Source organism: Kitasatospora cystarginea (assembly GCF_039533515.1).
In the GTDB taxonomy this organism is placed as follows: domain Bacteria; phylum Actinomycetota; class Actinomycetes; order Streptomycetales; family Streptomycetaceae; genus Kitasatospora; species Kitasatospora cystarginea.
In genome coordinates, this window is record NZ_BAAATR010000030.1 from 46,084 (window position 1) to 65,352 (window position 19,269).

15 protein-coding genes and 3 pseudogenes are annotated in these 19,269 nt (G+C 71.2%); 8 read left to right on the forward strand and 10 right to left on the reverse strand.

What is annotated here, in order from left to right:
• Positions 1-520: 520 nt before the first annotated feature.
• From ABD369_RS41265 to ABD369_RS27740, 3 genes and pseudogenes are all read left to right on the forward strand, one after another.
• Positions 521-733, forward strand: a pseudogene (locus ABD369_RS41265) (Arm DNA-binding domain-containing protein); the annotation flags it as partial.
• A gap of 32 nt (positions 734-765) precedes the next feature.
• The gene (locus tag ABD369_RS27735) at positions 766-1,773 is read left to right on the forward strand and encodes a tyrosine-type recombinase/integrase (protein ID WP_344639288.1); all 1,008 of its coding nucleotides are present in this window, start codon (positions 766-768) and stop codon (positions 1,771-1,773) included.
• A 539-nt stretch (positions 1,774-2,312) separates the two neighbouring features.
• Entirely contained in the window at positions 2,313-3,155 is an 843-nt protein-coding gene (locus ABD369_RS27740) for an SDR family NAD(P)-dependent oxidoreductase (protein ID WP_344639289.1), read from the forward strand.
• 384 nt (positions 3,156-3,539) lie between these two features.
• Here ABD369_RS27740 and ABD369_RS27745 read toward each other — a convergent pair.
• Positions 3,540-4,034 (reverse strand): annotated as a pseudogene (locus tag ABD369_RS27745) (ISAs1 family transposase); the annotation flags it as partial.
• Between the two features lie 218 nt (positions 4,035-4,252).
• Between ABD369_RS27745 and ABD369_RS27750 the strand changes: the two are divergent.
• The gene (locus ABD369_RS27750) at positions 4,253-4,420 is read left to right on the forward strand and encodes a hypothetical protein (RefSeq protein WP_270142945.1); all 168 of its coding nucleotides are present in this window, start codon (positions 4,253-4,255) and stop codon (positions 4,418-4,420) included.
• A 39-nt stretch (positions 4,421-4,459) separates the two neighbouring features.
• Positions 4,460-4,672: a tyrosine-type recombinase/integrase gene (locus ABD369_RS27755; RefSeq protein ID WP_270142947.1), complete on the forward strand. Its 213-nt coding sequence runs from the start codon at positions 4,460-4,462 to the stop codon at positions 4,670-4,672.
• A gap of 168 nt (positions 4,673-4,840) precedes the next feature.
• On the opposite strand, the gene ABD369_RS27760 is transcribed toward ABD369_RS27755, so the two are convergent.
• The 5 genes from ABD369_RS27760 to ABD369_RS27780 all read right to left on the reverse strand — a co-directional run bounded on the left by ABD369_RS27760 (position 4,841) and on the right by ABD369_RS27780 (position 12,096).
• Complete coding sequence (locus tag ABD369_RS27760; RefSeq protein WP_344639290.1) at positions 4,841-5,545, reverse strand: DUF4232 domain-containing protein; 705 nt, start codon at positions 5,543-5,545, stop codon at positions 4,841-4,843.
• Positions 5,546-5,672: 127 nt separating this feature from the next.
• Entirely contained in the window at positions 5,673-8,393 is a 2,721-nt protein-coding gene (locus tag ABD369_RS27765) for an AfsR/SARP family transcriptional regulator (protein WP_344639291.1), read from the reverse strand.
• A gap of 216 nt (positions 8,394-8,609) precedes the next feature.
• Positions 8,610-9,677: an acyl-CoA dehydrogenase family protein gene (locus ABD369_RS27770; protein WP_344639292.1), complete on the reverse strand. Its 1,068-nt coding sequence runs from the start codon at positions 9,675-9,677 to the stop codon at positions 8,610-8,612.
• A complete protein-coding gene (locus ABD369_RS27775) occupies positions 9,677-10,846 on the reverse strand; it encodes an acyl-CoA dehydrogenase family protein (RefSeq protein ID WP_344639293.1) in 1,170 nt (389 codons plus the stop codon). Before ABD369_RS27775 ends, ABD369_RS27770 begins: the two co-directional genes overlap by 1 nt.
• Before the next feature lie 56 nt (positions 10,847-10,902).
• Positions 10,903-12,096, reverse strand: coding sequence for a CaiB/BaiF CoA transferase family protein (locus ABD369_RS27780; protein ID WP_270142956.1), 1,194 nt, complete (start codon positions 12,094-12,096; stop codon positions 10,903-10,905).
• Positions 12,097-12,395: 299 nt separating this feature from the next.
• Between ABD369_RS27780 and ABD369_RS27785 the strand changes: the two genes are divergently transcribed.
• Positions 12,396-13,847 (forward strand): CoA transferase, encoded by a 1,452-nt coding sequence (locus tag ABD369_RS27785; protein WP_344639294.1) that lies wholly within the window; start codon positions 12,396-12,398, stop codon positions 13,845-13,847.
• On the opposite strand, the gene ABD369_RS27790 is transcribed toward ABD369_RS27785, so the two are convergent.
• Positions 13,778-14,794 carry a LysR family transcriptional regulator gene (locus ABD369_RS27790; protein ID WP_344639295.1) on the reverse strand — a complete coding sequence of 339 codons (1,017 nt, stop codon included), beginning with the start codon at positions 14,792-14,794 and terminating at the stop codon, positions 13,778-13,780. The genes ABD369_RS27785 and ABD369_RS27790 overlap by 70 nt on opposite strands.
• A gap of 162 nt (positions 14,795-14,956) precedes the next feature.
• Between ABD369_RS27790 and ABD369_RS27795 the strand changes: the two are divergent.
• Positions 14,957-15,217 (forward strand): annotated as a pseudogene (locus ABD369_RS27795) (ATP-binding protein); the annotation flags it as partial.
• A gap of 247 nt (positions 15,218-15,464) precedes the next feature.
• Here ABD369_RS27795 and ABD369_RS27800 read toward each other — a convergent pair.
• From ABD369_RS27800 to ABD369_RS27810, 3 genes are read right to left on the reverse strand one after another with little or no spacing between them, the layout of a single operon-like run.
• Positions 15,465-15,809 carry a CU044_2847 family protein gene (locus tag ABD369_RS27800; RefSeq protein WP_344639296.1) on the reverse strand — a complete coding sequence of 115 codons (345 nt, stop codon included), beginning with the start codon at positions 15,807-15,809 and terminating at the stop codon, positions 15,465-15,467.
• Positions 15,806-17,179 carry an ABC transporter substrate-binding protein gene (locus tag ABD369_RS27805; protein WP_344639297.1) on the reverse strand — a complete coding sequence of 458 codons (1,374 nt, stop codon included), beginning with the start codon at positions 17,177-17,179 and terminating at the stop codon, positions 15,806-15,808. Before ABD369_RS27805 ends, ABD369_RS27800 begins: the two co-directional genes overlap by 4 nt.
• A complete protein-coding gene (locus tag ABD369_RS27810; RefSeq protein ID WP_344639298.1) occupies positions 17,179-17,571 on the reverse strand; it encodes a hypothetical protein in 393 nt (130 codons plus the stop codon). The genes ABD369_RS27805 and ABD369_RS27810 overlap by 1 nt, the downstream gene beginning before the upstream one ends.
• Positions 17,572-18,065: 494 nt before the next feature.
• Here ABD369_RS27810 and ABD369_RS27815 point away from each other — a divergent pair, with 494 nt between their 5' ends.
• The gene (locus ABD369_RS27815; protein ID WP_344639299.1) at positions 18,066-19,208 is read left to right on the forward strand and encodes a hypothetical protein; all 1,143 of its coding nucleotides are present in this window, start codon (positions 18,066-18,068) and stop codon (positions 19,206-19,208) included.
• The last annotated feature ends 61 nt before the right edge of the window (positions 19,209-19,269 follow it).

The following is a 19,269-nucleotide window of genomic DNA, read 5'->3' on the forward strand; positions in this document are numbered from 1 at the left end:
AGGGCCTACCTCGTCCGCCATGCATGACGCCTGATGACACCTCATGACGCCCAGTCCGTGAGAGGCGCGTGAGAGGCGGCCAGCAAGGGGGAGTTCGAGAGTGATTTGCCTCACATGCCCATGGTAGTCCTCAGAGTGCCTCATTCCGTCCCTGCCCTGGCGCAGCCGGCAGCCGACTCCAGTGTCGGGCGTTCGCCTCCGAAGGTGAGCATGACCAGGGCGATGGCGGCGAGTGGAACCCGAAGCCGTGCCTGCCCAACAGTCCCGGCCATCCAGCAGACCGTTCACTCCTGTCGGCAGCCGGTCTTCCGGCAAACCGCCTACGCGGGCCAGTTCTGCGCGATCAAGCTGCCCTACCCGCCATCCGCACAGCGTGATCACCCTCGCGGCGTGTCGCCAGCGCGTGTCCCGGCCAGTCGATCTCGCCGTGCTCCACGCCCCGCCCCGCGCGCTCTGCCGCCACACCCACCACTCCGACAACTCTGGACACGCCATCACCACTTGGTTCAAGGAGGAGCCCATGGCGCAGCGTCCCAAGCGAGGCAGGGTGTACCGGCGGTGCGGGTGCAAGGGCGGCAACAGCGGGAAGCAGTTGGGTTCATGGTGTCCGCGATTGGCCGCCGACCCCGCGCATGGCCGGTGGACGTATGCGGTGGACCTGGCGCCGGAGGACGGCCGGCGCCGGACTCGGCGGCGGGGCGGGTTCGCCAGTCGGGCGGAGGCGGCCCGGGAGATGGCGCGGGTGCTGGATGCCGAGTACCGGGCGTGTACGAGGACCGGACGCTGCGCGTCGGGTTGTTCCTGTATGAGTGGCTGGAGGCGAAGCGGGCGGCGCTGGCTCCCAACACCTGGGCGGGCTATCGGGCGTGCATCGAGCGCGACCTGGTCCCCGCGTTCGGCGGCATGCTGCTCATCGACCTGCGTCCCAAGCACATCGACGCCTGGGTCAGCACGCAGCTCGCCGCCGGCCGCGGGCCCACCACCGTCCACCACGCGGTGGCCATGCTTCGCAACGCCCTGAACCACGCGGTACGGACCTGGCGGCTGCGCTACAACCCGGCCAAGCACTCCGTACCCGCCAAGCCCCGCGCCGCCGTACGCGTCTGCTGGACCCCCGACCAAGCCGCGGCGTTTCTACGCCACAACGCCGAGCACTACGCCGACCGGCTCACCGACCTGTTCGAGGTCATGCTCGGCACCGGCATGCGCCGCGGCGAGATCCTCGCCCTCCACTGGTCCGACGTCCACCTCATGGACCGCCAGCTCTACATCCGCTGGACCCTGACCGCCGTGAACAACGGGAAGATCCACCTCGGTGAACCCAAGACCGAAGCCAGTCGCGCCTGGGTCAGCCTCTCCGCCAGGGTCATGGCTGCCCTCCACCGCCAAGCGGACCTCCAGATGGCGGCACACCCAGACGGGCGCCTGGAAGGCCTCGTCTTCACCCGTCCCGACGGCGAGCCGCTGCGCCCCCAGTGGGTCCTCGACCAGCTCCGCAAGCGCAGCGCCGAACTCGACCTGCCGAAGATCGGTCTGCACGACTTGCGCCACACCGCGGCCAGCATCATGATCGCTGCCGGTATCCCTCTGGCCGTCGTCTCCAAGACTCTGCGCCACGCCAACCTCGCCATCACCGTTGACCTCTATGGACACCTCCTCAAGGACTCGGCCGACGAAGCCGTCAAGGCTCTTGCCTCCGCTCTCGATCAAGCGGACGCTCGCCGGGGCAACGTGAGCCGCGAAGCTGGCTCTACCGTTCGCTTGGCCGCATAGGCCCTGTGAGAGCGCGGCGCCGGTAGTGGGAGGTGGGCTGGGCCGTCAGGGTCCGGCGGTGACGGCGTCGGCGACGGGCCTCTTGGTCAAGTATTCACGGATACCTTGGGGCAGAGGTAGTTGCCCGTGCTGATGCGTACGTCCGTGACTCCGGCGGCGATGCGGCCGAGGCCTGTACCGCGTGCGACGACGTCGCGGCGGGAGTATGCAATCCGTCCCACACGGTCCCGGCGGGCACGCTGTGTGGGGATGCGGCTGCGGCAATCCCATCCCGAACGACCAGCCAGCCCAGTGGCGAGCCGCAGGTGATGAACGCCCGCACGCCGCCCTCTCTCGCGACCGAGATCTCACCGCTGGATCATGTCGCAGGCGATCACGCTGCCGTCGAACGCCAGTCCACACTGGCCCAGCCGAGCGCGATCCCGTTCGCTGGACGGCGTGACTTGTTCAGGGGTCCCTGATGGCCAATGATAATGATCAACCTTTGCCGTACCCGGTCCTTATCGCATGTGCCTCGGACCCGACACCGGAGTTGCGCTATGAAGAGTCTGCACCGCAAGGTCGCCGTCGTCACCGGGGCGACAAGCGGCATCGGAGCCCGTATTGCGGAGGTGTTCGCCGCCGAGGGCGCCCACGTCGTCCTCGCCGGCCGCCGCGAGCAGGAAGGACACCAGCGGGCCGCGGCACTGGGCGAGTCAGCGACCTTCGTGCGCTGCGACGTGTCGGTCGAGGCGGATGTCGAGGCACTGGTCGGCCACGCAGTCGAGCGCTACGGGCGGCTCGACGTCATGGTCAACAACGCGGGCGGGCCAGGGAACATGGCGTCGGTGACCGACTTCGACTCGGCCGTTTTCACACGGACACTGGCGGTCCATGTCGCGGGCGTCATGCACGGCATCAAGCACGCCGGACGGCAGATGGTGGCCCAGCGCTCGGGAAGCATCATCAACGTGGCGAGCCTGGCAGGAAAGATCGCCGGCTGGTCCGGCCTGGACTATTCGACCGCCAAGGCCGCGGCACTCCACCTCACCCGGTGCGCGGCAGTGGACCTGGGTGAGCACGAGGTCCGCGTGAACAGCGTGTCCCCCGGTTTCGTGCCGACGGGCATCTTCGCCAAGGGTTCCGGAGCCGACGCATCGGCTGCTGACGCCACGGCCACGTCAGTGGCCGAAGCGTTCAAGCCACTGCTGGACTCCAGCCAACCGCTCCCCGGCACCGTCCTCACCGACGACATCGCCGCGGCAGTACTGTGGCTCGCCGGAGACGCCAGCCGCCTGGTGACCGGGCAGGATCTCGCAGTCGACGGTGGTATGACGGCCGGACGCCCCGCCGCGGCTTCCCGGGCCGAACGGACCCGCATGCGCGACCTTCTCTCCCCCTGACCTTGAGGGAGCGCATCCGACCAGCCCCGATCGTCCGTCGCAGCCGCCACCATTGGCACCACGATCTGCCTCGGCCGGGCTGCCGATACCCCCGCGGCCACGGTGATCGGGCACGCAACGTCTACGTCGAGGACATAGACCGAGTGCGCGTTCTTCCGCAACATCATTGAATGCAAGTTCACCGGCACCGAACACAGACTGGCCATCGAGCGGTACCTCCGCGCAGGGCCGTTGCAAAGTCCGGTGATCTTGTGAGTGTGCCTGGTCAGGCGATGCCGAGGAGGTCGAGCGGGCGGGTGAAGGGCTCGTAGGAGGCGTGCCGGAGGCCGGCGGCAATGTTGCGGTGTCCGCGCTGCCGCAGCGTGTTGATCGCCAGTTGCGGAGGGTTGCCATGTTCTCGGGGCCGTGGCCGGTGTGGATCTTCGAGGCGTCCTCGGCGAAGGTGGTGTCGCGGACGAAGTGCAGCCGGTTTTCGATGGTCCACTGCGATCTGGCGAGTTGGCCGAGTCGCTGGGGCGAGGCCTGGTGTGAGGTCAGGTCTGTGATCGCGTAGATGGTCTGGCGGCTGACGGTGCCGGTCTTGAGGTCGGCGCGGTAGCGCAGGATGCGTGCGGCCTGGACGGCGTGGGGGAAGTCCAGGCCGAGGTCGGTGACGGTGAGGGCTCTGGTCACGCGGGTCTCCTTGCGGCCGTGGCCGGTCTCGCGGTCGTAGTGGCGCGCGGTGACCTCCTTCCACGGCAACGTCCGGAGCCTGCGATGTAGTTCGGGCTGGTTTCCCTTGACCACCAGCGCCACCTCTCCCCAGTTACTGCCAGCGACGGGAACCTGATGATCATTCAGAGGCGGTCTTCGCGAGCGCCCGTCAGTCCCGGTGGCCACGGCGCAGGCCAGCGTGCCGGATTGGCTCGTGCGGGCGGATCACGGTCGCTTACCCATCGGCTACGGATCGTGATCTTCCGGGCGGTGTGTCGTCTGGAGCGTGTCCTGCCCGACTGGCCTCGCCGTGCCTCGCGCACTGCCCCGCACGCTCTGCCAACACGCCCGACCACCCGGCGAATCTTGGACCCGGAATCACCAAGTCCAAGAAGGAGACACCCGTGGCGCAGCGTACGAGCAGGGGCCGGGTCTATCGGTGCGGTTGCCAGGACGAGAACCGGAAGCAGATCGGCCCGTGGCGTCCGCAGCTGATTGCGGACGTCAAGCACGGCAAGTGGACCTATGCCGTCGACCTCGCTCCGGAGGACGGCCGGCGTCGCACCCGCTGACGGGGTGGCTTCGCCAGCCGTGCCGAAGCCGCTCGCGAGATGACTCGAGTTCTGGACGGCGAGCTGCGCGGTGTCTACGAGGACCGCCGCACCACCGTTGCCGACTACCTGCGCGAATGGCTCGCCGCGAAGAAGTTGGAACTTGCACCGAACACCTACGCCGGCTACGAGGCGTGCGTCGAGCGGGACCTGATCCCCGCCTTCGGCCGCTACCTACTGCTGGACCTGCGTCCCAAGCACATCGACGCGTAGATCACCGCCCAGCAGAAGGCCGGTCGGGGCCGAGTCACCGTATACCGGGCCGTCTCGACCCTGCGCAATGCCTTGAACGCTGCTGTCCGCTCGTGGCGGCTGCGCTACAACCCCGCCAAGCGCTCCGTCCCGCCCAGGCCCCGCTCCGAAGAGCGCACCTGCTGGACACTACCGTGCCGCGAACGCTCCGACCTTGAAGTCGGTGCCGCAGACGCTGAAGACGCCGCCCGGCGAGCCGTTCGTCTTCATCACGTTCACCGTGGTGCCCACGTCCTTGGGCAGCGCGACCTTGACGTGGGACGCCTGCACCGGGCAGGTGTAACGGGCCGACGTGGTGCCCTTGCTGTTCACGTCGTTGTACAGCACGTCCGCCACCACCGCGGCGCCCGCCGGGACGTCGACCGCGTCCGAGCCGTCCTTGGAGTTGTCCCCCGAGACCGGGCTCGCCTTGCCCTGGTCGTCGTCGGCGACCACGGTCGTCGGGCCGACGATGGTGCAGGGGGCACCCGAGCTGTTGGTGATCTTGAGGGTCGCGGCGGCGGGCTGCGCGTCACTGGCGTGGCCCGAGGACTGGAGGAACGTCACCGAGGTGTTCTTGGTCGTGCAGGCCGCGGTGACGCCGCCCCCGCCAGTGCCGGAGGACGAGCTGCCACCACCGCTCGTGCTCGTCCTGCCCCCGGACGGCGCCGAGGCCGAGCCCGCGGCCGGCGCCGAGGCCGGGGCCGAGGTTGCACCCGACGGGGCGGCTGATGATGCGCTGGTGCCGACGGCGCTGTCCTGCGTGCCGCTGCCGTCGTTGCAGGCGGTCAGGGACAGGGCGAGCGTCGCGACGGCGCCGACGGCGAGCAGGGCGGGACGGGTGGTGGTGCGCATGGCTGGTTCCCCCGGTTCTCGTTCGTGGGTCGCGATCCTGCACGAGGTCGTTTCCCCTTACACGAACTAGGGTGTTGCGGCGCGCTGGCAGATCACTAACGAGCGCGGCGGCGGCGCTAACGCCCGGCTAACGCTCCCGGATCCTGGCGTGTGCCGCCGCGTGCCGACGCCGCAGTTCGGGCAGTTCGTCCTGGTCGGCGATGCGCAGCAGGGCATCGAGCGCGGTGACGGCGCCCGCGTCGTAGCCGGTCTGCTCGGCCTCAAGCGCGGCCTGCGCGAGGCAGCGCCGCCCGGCCACGGTGTCGCCGAGCCCGGCCAGCGCCTCGCCCTGCCAGGTACGCAGGAGCACGCGCCGGGCGACCGCCTCGTGCTCGGGGCCGAGGCCGAGCGCCACCTCGGCCGCCTCGTACGCCTGCCGGTGGCGGCCCGCGCCGAGGTGGATGCGGGCCAGGTGCTGGAGCGCGAGCATCCGGGTGTGCGCGTCGTCGGCCTCGGTGGCGAGGGCGAGGGCTCGGGTGCAGGCCGTTTCGGCGGCGCCGGGTTCGTCGTCGGGGAGGGCCGCGGCGAGGTTGACCAGGGCGGTGGCCTCGCCGAGTACGTCGCCTGCGCGGGCCGCGAGTTCGGGCGCGACGCGCAGGTGCCGGACGGCCTCGGCGGTGCGGCCCTCCTCGGCGAGCACCCAGCCGAGCAGGGTCAGGACGCGGGCCTCTGCATAGGGGTCGGCGCAGGCGCGGGCGTCGGCGAGGGCGGCCTCCAGGGTGGGCGCCCAGTCGGCGAGGACCCGCCAGACCACGAGCGGCCACTGGGTCACGGCGATCCGCCAGGCCCGCTCGGGCCGGTCCTCGGCGCGGGCCGCAGCGGCGATCAGGGCGAGGTCGTCGCGTTCGGCGGCGAACCAGCCGAGCGCCTCCTCGCGGCTGGTGAAGTCCCGTACTGCGGGCGGCTGTTGAAAGTCATGAGGCTGCATGAAGGCGGGCTCCCCGCCCGGTTCCGCGGCCTCGGACGCGGACAGCGCGGTCGCCACGCAGTGGTCGTACAGGCGCAGCCGGGCCGCGGTGCGGGCGGCCGGGTCATGGCTCTGGCCACGCGCGTAGAGCCGGACCAGATCGTGCAGGACGTAGCAGCCGGGGGCGGTCTCGGTGAGCAGGTGCGCGGCGACCAGGCAGTCGAGGGCGCGGGCCGCATCCGGCGGGGTCGTGCCGGCGAGCGCGGCGGCGCTGAACCGGTCGACGTGTGTGCCCGGGTGATGGCCGAGCGCGGTGAACAGCTGCGCTGCGTCGGCGGGGAGGTGGGCGGTGGTGAGCCGCAGCGCGGAGGCGACGCCGATGTCCTCGACGGCGAGCAGCGCGAGCCGCTGGCGCTCGTCGGCGAGCCGGTCGGCGAGGGAGGCGAGGCCGAGGGCGGGGAGTTCCACGAGCCGAGCGGCGGCGACCCGCAGCGCGAGCGGCAGCCCACCGCACAACTCGGCTGTACGGCGGGCCGCTTGGGGCTCGGCGGCGGTGCGGCGCTCGCCGAGGAGACGGGTGAGCAGGGCCACGCTGTCGTCGGTGGCGAGGACGTCGAGGGCGAGGACGCGGGCGGCGTCGGAGGCGACGAGACCGGCGAGGCGGGCACGGCTGGTGACGACGGTGACGCAGCCGGGTCCCGTGGGCAGCAGCGGGCGCACCTGGGCGGAGGTACGGGCGTTGTCGAGGACGACGAGCAGACGCAGTTCGGCGGTGAGCGAGCGGAACAGGGCACCGGCGGCGTCCGCCGACTCGGGCATCCGGCGCGGTGGAACGTCGAGAGCGACGAGGAACTCCCGCAGCAGCTCGGCCGGTTCGGGGTCCGAGGTGTCGCTGAACCCGCGCAGATCGGCGTAGAGCGTCCCGTCGGGGAAGTCGGAGTGCCGGCCGGCCGCCCAGTGCACGGTCAGTGCGGTCTTGCCGACCCCGGCGGGCCCGGTGACCACGACGACCGGCCCGTCAGGTCCGGCCGCGGCCGCGGTCAGCGCGGCGCTCTCGGCGGTGCGGCCGTGGAATCCGCGCGGGGTACGAGGCAGCAGGTTGAGCCGGACCTGCACCGGGTCCGGGGCGGGTTGGGGTGTATCGGCCCGGACCGCGGGGACACTGTCGGGGCCGAGGGCGAGGGTGAAGGCGGCGGTCAGCTCGGCGCCCGGACGGACGCCGAGCTCGTCGGCGAGAACCTGGCGGGCGCGGTGGTAGGCGTCCAGGGCCTCCGAGGAACGCCCCGCGCGGTGCAGCGCCTCGACCAGCCGGGCGGCCAGCGGCTCGCGCAGCGGATGGGCCCCGGTCTCCGGCCGCAACAGCTGGACAGCGCGCTCGTGTTCACCACCCAGGACGTACGTGTCGGCGAGCAGCTCGACCGCGGCGAGCCGCGCCTCGTCCAAGGTGTGCGCGGCGGAGCGCAGCAGCGGCGACGGGTAGGCGCCGGCCAGCGCGGGGCCCTGCCACAGGGCGAGCGCCTCGGTGAGCAGCGCGGCCCTGTCACCGGGGTCGGTGGCGCGGCGGGCGAGCGCCACCAGACCCTCGAAGCGGTGGGCGTCGAGCAGCGTCTCCGGCAGTTCCAGGTGGTACGCGGCGCCGCGCGTGCTCAGCTCGACGCCGTACGCCGATGCGTCGACGGCCGCCAACAGTGCCCGCAGGCGCGAGACATGGCCTTGGATCACGGTACGGGCGTGCAGGGGGGGTTCGTCGTCCCACAGCGCCTCGGTGAGTATGTCGACGGAGACCGCGACATTGGCCCGCAGCAACAGCATCGCGAGCAGGCTGCGCCGCTTGGCGGGCCCGAGCGGCAACGGCCCATCGCTCCCGCTGACCGACACGGGGCCGAGGACCTGGAACTCCATGGACGGAACCCTATCTTCCGAGGGCTACTGGGGATCGGGACGTCGAACCGTACGGATACCGCGCTGCTCCGTCACCGACCAGGTCGGGCCGGTCGGCGGCGGAGGCGATGGGACGAGGGAGCAGGGCTCGGCGGTGAGGGCGGTGGCTTTGACGGACCGGGCCAGGTGGCGCGGTCCATCTCGCCGGCGCGGCGATAGACGGCCGCTGACATCGGGTCAGGGGGTGCTGGTGAGCGCGGCCCAGAGGGTGTCGGCGGTGAGGGGGCGGGCCAGACCAGCGGCCCAGGTGGTCTCGTCGCCGTCCTCGTCGCGCCAGGACCACAGGCGGGTGGTGGCGAGGTGGAGCGGGTGGAGCTTGGTGATGCCGATGGCACCGTGCAACTGGTGGGCGATCCGGGCGATCTCGGCAGCCGAGGCGGATGCCTGGGTCTTCGCGCCGGCGATGGCGAACCGGGCGGCCGCAGTGCCAGCGTCCAGCGGGGCGGCGGCGGCCTGGACGGCGGCGCGGACCAGCGCGGCTTCCTCGATCAGCTTCGCTTCCTCCTGCTTGACGGCCTGGAAGCGGCTGAGCGGGCGGCCGAACTGGGTGCGCGCGGTGGTGTGCGCGACCGTCAGCTCGACACAGCGCTGGCCGGCTCCGGCGATCAGGGCCGCCCGGGCCAGGGCCGCCCGCAACTCGGCCTCCTCGAGGAGCTCGCGGGGAATCCGGCGGACCTGCGCGGCGGGGATCTCGACGCTGGCGAGGTGCAGGTCGTCGCGCGCTTCCTCGGCCAAGTTGGCGCCTGGGGCGAGGACTGCCTGGTCCGGGGTGAGGGTGAACAGGACCGGGCCGAAGGGGGCGTTGGCGAGCACCACCACGGCGGTCGCGGTGCGGGCCCAGGGGACGCGGCGCAGGGTCCCGGCGACCAGCAGGGTGTCGTCCTCGCCCGCGCTGCCGGCCGAGCCGACGGCCGAGGCGGCCGGGTGCGCGTGGAGGATCGTCAGCTGGGGGGCGATGGCGTAGGTGAGCGGGCCCTCGGGCACCGACAGGCCGGCACGGCGCAGCAGTGGGCGGGCGACCAGGGCGGTCTCGGCGAACGGGGCGGGGACGGTGCGGCGGCCGGCTTCATGGACGGCGGCGAGGAGTTCGGCGGTGCTGGCGTCCGGGGTGGGGAGGGGCACGGTCTGGGAGTCGGTGGTGTTGGTGACGGTGGCGATGGCGTCCGGGTCGGCGAAGAAGGCGGTGGTGTCGTAGTCGTCGGCGGGGATGGCGGGGGTGCTGGTGTCGATGGTGTGGGTGTTCATCAGTGCTGCTCCAGTCCACGAGTGATGATGCCGCGAAGGATTTCGTTGGTGCCGCCGCGCAGGGTGTAGCCGGGGCTGTGCAGCAGGGCGAAGGCGAGCAGTTCGGCGTGGCTGCCGGGGGTGGCGTGCGGGTCGGCCGGGGTGGGCAGGATGCTGCGGACGGAATCGACCAGCGCGCCCTCCAGGCGGGTGCCGAGGTCCTTGACCAGGGCGGCCTGGGTATCGAGCGAGGCGCCGGCGTCCAGTGCAGCGGCAACGCCGAGGGAGAGCTGGCGGATGCTGTGCAGGCGGGCGGTCAGGATGCCGACCTGGGTGAGCTGTTCGGCGGTCATGGCGCGCTGGTCGAGCTCGCGCAGCAGGGAGACCAGCAGGGGGAAGGTGGACAGGTAGCGCTCCGGCCCGCTGCGTTCGAAGGCGAGTTCGCCGGTGACCTGCTTCCAGCCGTCGCCCTGCTGTCCGAGGAGCATGGCCTCCGGGACGTGGACGCCCTCCAGGTGGAAGGCGTTGAAGCGGTGCTCTCCGCTCATCAGGTGGATCGGCTCGATCCGCACGCCCGGGGCGCGCAGGTCCACGATGAACTGGCTCAGGCCGGCGTGCTTGTCCTCGGCTTCCTCGGTGCGGGCCAGCACGATGGCGTAGTCGTTGGCGTGGGCGCCGCCGGTCCACATCTTGGTGCCGGTCAGCCGCCACCCGTCTGCGGTGCGTTCGGCGCAGGTGCGGACGGAGGCGAGGTCGGAGCCGCTGCTCTTCTCGCTCATCCCGATGGAGAAGAAGCACTTACCGGCGGCGATCCGGGGCAGGAAGAAGCGGCGCTGCTCCTCGGTGCCGTGCTGCAGGATGGACGGGCCGGCCTGCCGGTCCGATACCCAGTGCGCGCTGACCGGGGCGCCGGCGGCCAGGAGTTCCTCGATCACCACGTAGCGCTCCAGGAAACCGCGCCCGGCACCGCCGTACTCGGTGGGCAGCGCCATGCCGACCCAGCCGCGTTCGGCGAGGCCGCGGGTGAACGCGGGGTCCCAGCCGGCCAGCCAGGAGTCGGGGCGGCCGAGCACGGTACCCCGGGCGCGCTCCTCGTCGAGGAAGTCGCGTACATCGAGGCGCAGCTGCCGGGCCGATTCGGGCAGGACGGCCTCGGGAAATCCGAGCGGGGAAATTGTCGCCGTGGGCATGGTTCGCTCCGGAATGGTCGATGGGGATTCGGTCTCGGGAAATCCAGTGGATCGGGTCAGTTGGCGGAGTGCAGCAGCGCGGGGTCGAAGCCGGCCTGGCCGAGGACCTCGTCGGTGTGCTGGCCGATGGCCGGGCAGGGCCGCAGCGGCGGTTCGGGGTCGGCCGAGTAGCGGACCGGGCGACCGATGACCCGGTAGCGGCCCTCGGTGGGGTGGTCGGCCTCGTAGAGCAGGCCCCCCTCTCGGGCGTAGGCGGTGGTGGCGGCGGACTCCAGGTCGAGCACCGGGGCGGCGGCGATGCCGACCCGATCGCAGAATTCCTGCCATTGGGCGCTGGTGTGGTTCGGCGTCAGTTCCGCCATCAGCCGGTAGAGGTCGTCGGCGTGGTGGGCCCGGTCGGGGCCGGTCGCGAAGCGAGGGTCGTCGGCCAGTTCGGGACGGGCGACGAAGGCGGTGAAGTCCCGCCAGTTGCGGTCGCTCTGCGGCAGGATGCACATCCAGCCGTCGGCAGTGCGCTGGGCACGGCGCTCGGGGCTGAGCGAGCGGGTCGAGCCGAACGCGCCGTCGGGCTCCAGGCTGGCCGCGCCCAGGTGCTCGACCAGGTTGAAGGCGAGCATGGTGTCGACCATCGGGACCTCGATGTGCTGACCGGTGCCGCCGTGTTCCCGGTAGTGCAGCGCGGCCAGCACCGACTGGGCGATCTGCATGCCGCAGATCTTGTCGGCCAGCACGGTCGGCACGTAATGCGGCTGGCCGGAGACCTGGTGGTTGAGCCAGACCAGACCGCTGGTCGCCTGGATGATGTCGTCGTAGGCGGCGTGGGTGCCGTGGCTGCTGTCGCTGCGGAAGCCCTGTGCGTTGGCGTAGATCAGGCCGGGATTGACGGCCGCGACCTCGGCGTAGTCCAGGCGCAGCCGGGTCAGGGCCTGCGGGCGCAGGTTGGTGATGAAGACGTCGGCGGTCCGCAGCAGGGCGAGCAGGGCGTCGCGGCCGTGCGGGGCCTTGAGGTCGATGGCGACGCTGCGCTTGTTGCGGTTCAGGTTGAGCGCGGCGCCGCCCATACCGGGGTGGCGCAGCGGCGGGTAGTGGCGGGTCATGTCACCGGTCGGCGGCTCAACCTTGATCACGTCCGCGCCCAGGTCGCCGAGCTGCTGGGCGGCGTACGGGGCCATGATCACGCTGGCCAGTTCGACGACGCGGACTCCGGCGAGGAGTCCTCGCCCGGACGGACCGCTGGGCTCCTGGGTCATCTGCTGGTACCTCCTGAAATGTCGGGTGAAGGGCGGGCGGCCGGCGCCGCGTTGCCTCGTTCCGCAATCCAGGAAACCCGCGGGGAATCGGCACCGTCCAATACGAGTTGGGCGCCGGATCGATAGGGCGGAGGATATTCACGCGGCGCCGGCTCGGGTCATATGGGCGCGGATATCGGTGATTCGGGGAATCCGTATTGGACGGTGCGGCGCCGGACCGGCTGTTCTGGTGGAGGCCGCCCGACCGGGTCGGCCGCCGCGGCACACGCGGCTCGTCATCTCCGGAAGGAGAGTCGGACATGGCAATCGATCAGGCGCAGCGGACCAGTGCGGCGTACCGGGCCCTGGAGGGCCTGTACCGCGAGTTGGGGATCATGGCGGCGGACACGGGCGGCACCGTGAGGATCCAGGGGGCTGACCCGGTGACGCCTTCGGTGCACCGGATCGGCGACGCCGCGGCGGCTGCCCTGGTCGCCCTGGGCACCGAGGCCGCCGTGCTCCACCGGGAGCGCGGCGGCGCGGCGCAGGACGTGACCGTCTCGGTGACGGCGGCGGTGCGCCAGCTGATGGCGGTGTTCTTCACCCGGATGCGGGGCGTGCCGGTCCATCGCTTGCAGGAGGACCCCAACCTGCTCGGCAACAGTGACTTCTACCGGGCAGCCGACGGCCGGTTCGTCTACGTGCTCCTCTCCTACCCGCACCTGCGTGACACCGCCTGCCGGGTACTGGACTGCCCGCCGGACCGCGAGCGGATCGCCGCCGCCATCGCCCAGTGGGACGCGCTGGAACTGGAGGAGGCCATCTGCACCCGGGGCGGCACCGCGATCGCAGTGCGCACCCGGGAGGAATGGCAGCGGCATCCACAGGGGCGGCTGCTGCAGGACGGCCCACTGATCCGGATCGAGAAGATCGGGGAGAGCGCGCCGGAGCCGTTCTCGGCGTTCCCGCCGAAGCTGTCCGGCGCGGCGGACCGGGACCTGCCGCTGGCCGGGGTGCGGGTGTTGGACAACACCCATGTGATCGCCGGCCCGATCGGCGCGCGGATCGCCGCCGAACTGGGCGCCGACGTGCTGCACATGTCCTCGCCCGACCATCCGGACCCGACCGGGATGATCGTCGAGACCGGCATCGGCAAGCGGGCCGCCTTCTGCGACCTGCTCGACCCGGCCCAGGCCGCCGCCTTCCGGTCCGTGCTGGCCGGCACCGACCTCTACGTCTGCAACTACCTGGGTCTGGACGCCAAGGGCTTCGGCCCGGCGGCACTGGCCGAGCAGCGGCCCGGACTGGTCGTGCTGGACTTCCTCGGCTGGGGAACCGAAGGGCCGTGGGCGGCACGCGGCGGCTTCGACCAACTGGCCTCCGCCGCCACGGGTTTGGCAGCCGAGGAGGGCTCGTTCGACGCTCCCCGGCTGCCCCCGACCTACCTGCTGAACGACTACCTAGCCGCAGTGCTCGGGGCCGCGGGCGCGCTGGAAGCGCTGCGCCGCCGGGCCCGGGAGGGCGGCAGCTACCGGGTGCACGTCGACCTGGCGAAGGTCTGCATGTGGGTGCAGGACCTCGGGCTGCTCCAGCGCGCGGGCGTGGTCGAGCTGCCCGCCCCCGACCCGGCGCACGACCAGGCCGAACTGGTCACCGTGCGGGGACCGTTCGGAGAAGTGTGCTACCTGCCGACCCAGGTGCGCTACTCCACGCTGGCACCGCGCCTGTCCCGCACCGCCGAGCCGCTGGGCGCATCGGAGCTCATCTGGTGACCACAGTCCGGCGCGTTGGCGTCCCCCCGCGGGTGCACCGTTGCGGGGCCCTCGATCTCGGGGCGGTGGCGCTCCATCAGCTCCAGCAGGGTGGCGACGGCCGGATCGGCGTTCGGACGGCTCAGCGCCGCGACCGTGGTCACCAACCGGTCGCCGCCCTCGATCGCGACGAAGCGGATCATCGGGTGACCGAGCGCCGCGACCCGCTCCGGGACGAAGCAGACGCACACCCCGGCCGCGGTGTAGCCGAGCATACTGGTCAGGTCCTCGGCCTGGGCACGGGTGCGCAACTCGAAACCGGCCTTGCGACAGGCGTCCTCGATCAGCGCACCGATCCGGGGCATGGCCGGCTGCGCGGCGGTCACGAACTCCTCGTCCCGCAGCCGGGCAAGCGGAACCGAACCGGCCCCGGCGAGTGGATGGTCGCACGGGACGGCCAGCACGGTGCTCTCCTCGGCCGCCTCCCGCACCTCCAGACCCGCCAGGTCGGAGACCGGCAGCCGGACCAGCGCCAGGTCCGCCACCCCTTGCCGGACCTGCTCGCACAGCTCGGCGGACGACCGCTGACGGACATCCAACCGCACGCCCGGCAACTCCCGGGCGGCCACCGCGAGCAACCGGGGCAGGTGCCAGTACCCCAGGCTGCTCACGTAGCCGAGCCGAACCGTGCCCTCGACGCCCTTGGATATCCGACGGACCCGAGCCACCGCGGCCTCCTGCGCCTCCAGCATCCGCTTGGCGTCGGCCGCGAAGGCCGCCCCGGCCACCGTCAGCCGCACTCCCCTGCTGGTGCGCTCGAGCAACAGCACTCCAAGGCCGCGTTCCAGGCGCTGGATCGCCTGACTGAGTGGTGGCTGACTCATCGACAAGCGCCGGGCGGCATGCCCGAAATGCTGCTCCTCGGCGAGTACCACGAACTGCTCCAGCAGGCGAGGGGTGAGCTCCATGACCGTCAACCCTAGGGCGCGGTTCACACACCGAACAAGGACAGGGGACACGCGGGCGATCTTCTTCTCGTTGACCCGAACGCCGGCCTCCCGCAGTTCGGAGGTCACGCGCGGTGAGCCGTAGGAGGTGCCCCCCGGAACGTGGGCTGCAGGCTGCCCCCGATCGAGCCCGCCGACCGTGAGAGGATCTCCGAACGGTTCGCCCGCCTCGACGACGCCCGCAGCCGCGACGACGGCGGGGCCGGCCTCGGCCTCCCAATCGCCCGCGACATCGCCGCCATCCACGGGGGCACTCTCGCCGTCATCGACACCCCTGGCGCGACGACCTTCCGAACGTGTCTACCCGCGCTGGTTGATCGACCTGGCAGGTGCGTCAACTCCGCTACTGAACCTGCAAGCATGATCTCGGAGCTGTTCGTCTGACAGCCGTCGGGCGGCTCCGCTACCCCTGTGACCGTGAGTGCGCACAGGGCGGCGGGTTGACCGACGCCGAGAGGGCCGCGTGGGAGCGGATCCGGCTGCAAGCCGTGGAACGCTTCGAGGGCGGGTAGAAGAACCGGGACCCGCGCTGGGCGCGGTGGCTTTGGCACGTGGTTCTCGGACGAGGTGGGCTTCGCCCGGTGCGAGCTGCAGGAGACCAAGCCGAGCAGCTCGCACCGGGCGGCCTCGGTTACTCCTCGTCGTCGCCGTCTCTGCCGGCGGCGTTCTCGGGAGACCAGCGGAGCGTCACATCGAAGCGGACGCCGGCGGAGCCGCCGGCCAGGATGACGCCGACGCTCCCGTCGAGCTTGACGCCGAACTTGACCTCGATCTCATCGGGTCGGCGCGGTAGGGCGCGGAACGCGTCGATCACGTCGGATGCGGTGTTGACCACGGTATGCAGCGAGTCCCGCACCGTGGCGCCCGCTCTCTCGAGACTTCCCCGGCCGGCGGGCGCGACTCCTGTGCCGGGGCCCTCGGTCTCAACCACCAGTGTCCCGCCGGATGCGAGGGTGAATTCGGTACGTGTTGTCACTGGGCCTCCTGGCCTGGGGATCCGGACGCACAGACGGAGCTCTGCGTCGGCTGCGGATAGGCGTCGGCCTGGACTTTGTCCAGCCCGGTGAGAATCGCCGGCAGTTGGGTCGGGTCGTTCAGATAGTCGAGCACCGCGTGGTTGAACGCGGCCGCCATGGTGCTGGGCATGCTGTCCGAGGCGTCGAAGCACAGGGTGGCGGGCGAGGTCAGCAACTCGTCGATCCGGCGGGCGACGCTGTCGGTGGCGTAGCTGGACGCCATCTGCGTGGTGACGGTGCGGTTGGCCGAGAAGGCTGACTCCAACTGCCGGGCCGGCCAGATCTGCTGGGCCTGCGGGCTCGCCGGGAAGGCCATGAACTGCTCGGCCTCCGGCGAGTCGCGGAACATCGAGACGAGGTCGCCCGACACCTCGCAAGCGGGCGTCCGCATCGGCTGGAGATCGGGGAACGGGGCGAAGTCGTAGTCCTTTCCCGGGACGGGCTTGGACGGCGCCGCGGCGTCCGCGGTGACGAGGGCGCCGTGCTCGAGGTAGCAGCCTGGCAGTGCGGTGAACAGCGGATGGGCCCCCTCGCCGTAGTTGGTCAGGAGCGCGGTCAGCCGGTCGCCATGGACCGCGCCCGGTGCGGTGACGGTCTGGCCCCAGGTCTCCCAGGCCGAGCTGACCTGCGGTGAGCTCCAGTTGAGCTTGCCGTCGACCCAGGACGTGTACGCGTCGGGACCCGACTGGTGCAGCAGGATGTCCTCGATCCAGTCGGTTCCCGGCCAGCCCGAGTTGGGCGGGTCAGCCACGGCCAGGCACCAGGGCGTCTCGCCCCGCTTGACTATCGACTGGCTGGCGCCGACCAAGCCGGCCCAGCTGTCGGGTGGCTGGGTGCCGAGCCGCTGGGGGCCGTACCAGATGAGGCTCTTGACGGAGGCTTTGACCACGACGGCGTACGGATCGCTGGTGCCGGCCTCACCGAGGCGGTACCACTGGGGGCCGTAGTCGGACTTCAGCTGATCCACGAGTCTCCTGCCGAGCGTCTTGTCCTGGAAGCGGTCCAGCGGGACGAGGTCGCCCTGCTGCGCGTAGGAACGCAGCGTTCCGGGGTTCGCCATGACCGACAGGTCCGGTGCCTCGCCCTTCTGCACGTCGGTCCGCAGGACCTGATCGAGTGCCCGAGTGGGGGAGGCGTTGATGGTGATGCCGGTCTTGGCCTCGAAGGCCGTGAGCACCGCCTGGAAGGAGTCCTTCTCGACGTCGCCGGTCCAGGGCGTCAGGATGGTCAGGACGCGTCGGTCGGACGAGCCGCCGAGGCAGGACGCGGAGGCCGCCAGCAGGGTGAGGACCAGCAGGAGCCGGAGAGCTGTCCGGCGCTCGTGTCGCATCATCGGCTCCCGAACCGGTACTCGTCGATGCGCGGATTCAACGCGAAAGCGGCTGCGGCAGTTCCGGTTACAGTCAGCAGCAGGAGCAGCGCCAGGCGTTCGGTGGAGGAGGCGTCCGCGTCGGCCACACCGCTCCTGAACACGGCCTCGTCCTGGGCCTGTTGGTGACCTGCCTGCCCTGTTCCGACGGTCTCGGAGCCGGATGCCAGCGATGACGTCGCCTGTGCCAGGTGGATCCCGCAGGACTTGGCGGCCGGGCAGGCCTTTGCGACGATGGCGGACAGGTCCGCGTCGGCCTCGGCGGAGCTCCGGCTCGCCCGTTGCTGTGCCAGGGCGAGCTGCGCCAGCGTGGTCCACGGCCAAGCGCTCGGCATCGGCAGGGGTGCGGACACGCGCCGTCAGCCCCATGCCCCAAATGCTCACTGATCACTGCCGGGTCGAAGCCCGACGGCTTCGACCCGGCACCCATGCGGGCGACATGCATACCGCCCTGCCGCAGTCAAGCAGCCTTCCTCTCAACTCTGCACTCGAGCCCGTACTTCGCTCTGCAGATGAACTCGTACACCGACACCGTCGGCGGAGACGTTGCACCCGCTTGGCAACCAGCCGCAGCGGTACGTTCGCCAAACCAGTCGTCTTACTGGACAGACCGCAATGACCACTCGCACGATCACAGGCACGCGCTGTTCGAGCCAACACCGCGCCACCGTGCATCGAGGAACCGATGAGAACACTGGTCGACCTGCGCTCGCGCCCTGAGGTCCCAAGACATCCGCCAGGACGGCCCTCGCGGCCGTCCGCCAGCTATATGGCGATGCGTCAGAATGGACCGAGACGGGTGCCGAGTGCCGAGCGCCTTCAGAGCACATCCCGGAAGTAGGGCTTCATGACCCGCTACTGCGTCGACCCCGACCGGAACGAGCTGACCGCCGCCTGGGGCACTGGCGAAGGCGACCTCACCACCCGTATCGCCGTCCTCCCCGGTGGCACGGACATCGCCGCATCCCTGCGTCTGGCCCGCGCTCTGACGCAACTGTCGGAAGCCGCCTGGCACACCTACACCCACCCCGCCAGCGCCGCCGACTCCCTGGAACCCAACAGCGAGGGCTGGCGACGCGAACAAGAACGCCAAGCCTTCAGCGAGGTCACCAAGGCCATCACCCAGCCGAACCTGCCACAGACCGGCCCGGTGATCGTCTCCTACAGCCCCCTGATCGAGTCCGCCCACCAGGTCGGCCGCGCCCTGCACACCCTCGACAATCCCGACCTGACGAAGGCCGTCCTCGCGGAGACCGCCATCGAACTCGCCGCCGTGGAGAGCGCCGAACTCGGCAACCTCACCGGCCGCGCGCAGCAGGCCGTGCTGCTCAGCCGCGAGGACGTCTCCCCCGTCCAGGTCGCCGCCGCCGACCACCTCCTCGAACAGGACCCCTTCGGCCCCGCGGCCCTGTTCTCCGATGTCGACCCGACCGCCGCCTCGGTCGCCGCCGCACACTGGCTGGCCGCCGCGGCCGAGGTCGCCGCCGACGCCTCCGGCCAGAACCCCACCGCGGTCCTCCTCGAAGCCGACGACATCGAGGCCCTCCCCCACGAGACACCCACCCTCGTCCTCGAACTCCTCGACTCCGGCGCCTCCCCCAACGACGCCGTCACCACCCTCGTCCGCCACGCCATGCACGTCGCCGACGGCCTCCTGCCCGACCCCACCGCCCTTCGCGAGCAACTCGACGACTTCGAGGAGACCCTCGCCGAGTACGCCGGCGACGAACCGGACATCGAGGACGTCGCACTGCGCCTGACCCCGCTCGACCCCAAGCGCCCGGCCCGCGATCTTCTCGAAGACCTCCTCGCCGGCATCCACGGCTGCTGGCTCCTCCACAGCGAGTACGACGAACTCGACAACAAGGAGGAGGACGACACCGAGAACGACGAGGAACGCGAGGCCGAAGCGCACCAGCACCACAGCCGCGCGCGCTTCGCCCAGCTCGTACGCGCAGCCGCCACACGCAACCACGACCGGCTGATCTGAGGCGCCCGGTACCCGAGAGAGCCCGACCGGCACGGTCACACGCGGAATCGACAAACCCACT

Excerpts from the sequence above, each read along its gene's own strand:
- ABD369_RS27740 (WP_344639289.1), top strand. The coding sequence starts at position 2,313 with ATGAAGAGTCTGCACCGCAAGGTCGCCGTCGTCACCGGGGCGACAAGC.
- ABD369_RS27755 (WP_270142947.1), top strand. The coding sequence starts at position 4,460 with ATGACTCGAGTTCTGGACGGCGAGCTGCGCGGTGTCTACGAGGACCGC.
- ABD369_RS27760 (WP_344639290.1), bottom strand. The coding sequence starts at position 5,545 with ATGCGCACCACCACCCGTCCCGCCCTGCTCGCCGTCGGCGCCGTCGCG.
- ABD369_RS27765 (WP_344639291.1), bottom strand. The coding sequence starts at position 8,393 with ATGGAGTTCCAGGTCCTCGGCCCCGTGTCGGTCAGCGGGAGCGATGGG.
- ABD369_RS27770 (WP_344639292.1), bottom strand. The coding sequence starts at position 9,677 with ATGAACACCCACACCATCGACACCAGCACCCCCGCCATCCCCGCCGAC.
- ABD369_RS27775 (WP_344639293.1), bottom strand. The coding sequence starts at position 10,846 with ATGCCCACGGCGACAATTTCCCCGCTCGGATTTCCCGAGGCCGTCCTG.
- ABD369_RS27780 (WP_270142956.1), bottom strand. The coding sequence starts at position 12,096 with ATGACCCAGGAGCCCAGCGGTCCGTCCGGGCGAGGACTCCTCGCCGGA.
- ABD369_RS27785 (WP_344639294.1), top strand. The coding sequence starts at position 12,396 with ATGGCAATCGATCAGGCGCAGCGGACCAGTGCGGCGTACCGGGCCCTG.
- ABD369_RS27790 (WP_344639295.1), bottom strand. The coding sequence starts at position 14,794 with ATGGAGCTCACCCCTCGCCTGCTGGAGCAGTTCGTGGTACTCGCCGAG.
- ABD369_RS27805 (WP_344639297.1), bottom strand. The coding sequence starts at position 17,179 with ATGCGACACGAGCGCCGGACAGCTCTCCGGCTCCTGCTGGTCCTCACC.
- ABD369_RS27815 (WP_344639299.1), top strand. The coding sequence starts at position 18,066 with ATGACCCGCTACTGCGTCGACCCCGACCGGAACGAGCTGACCGCCGCC.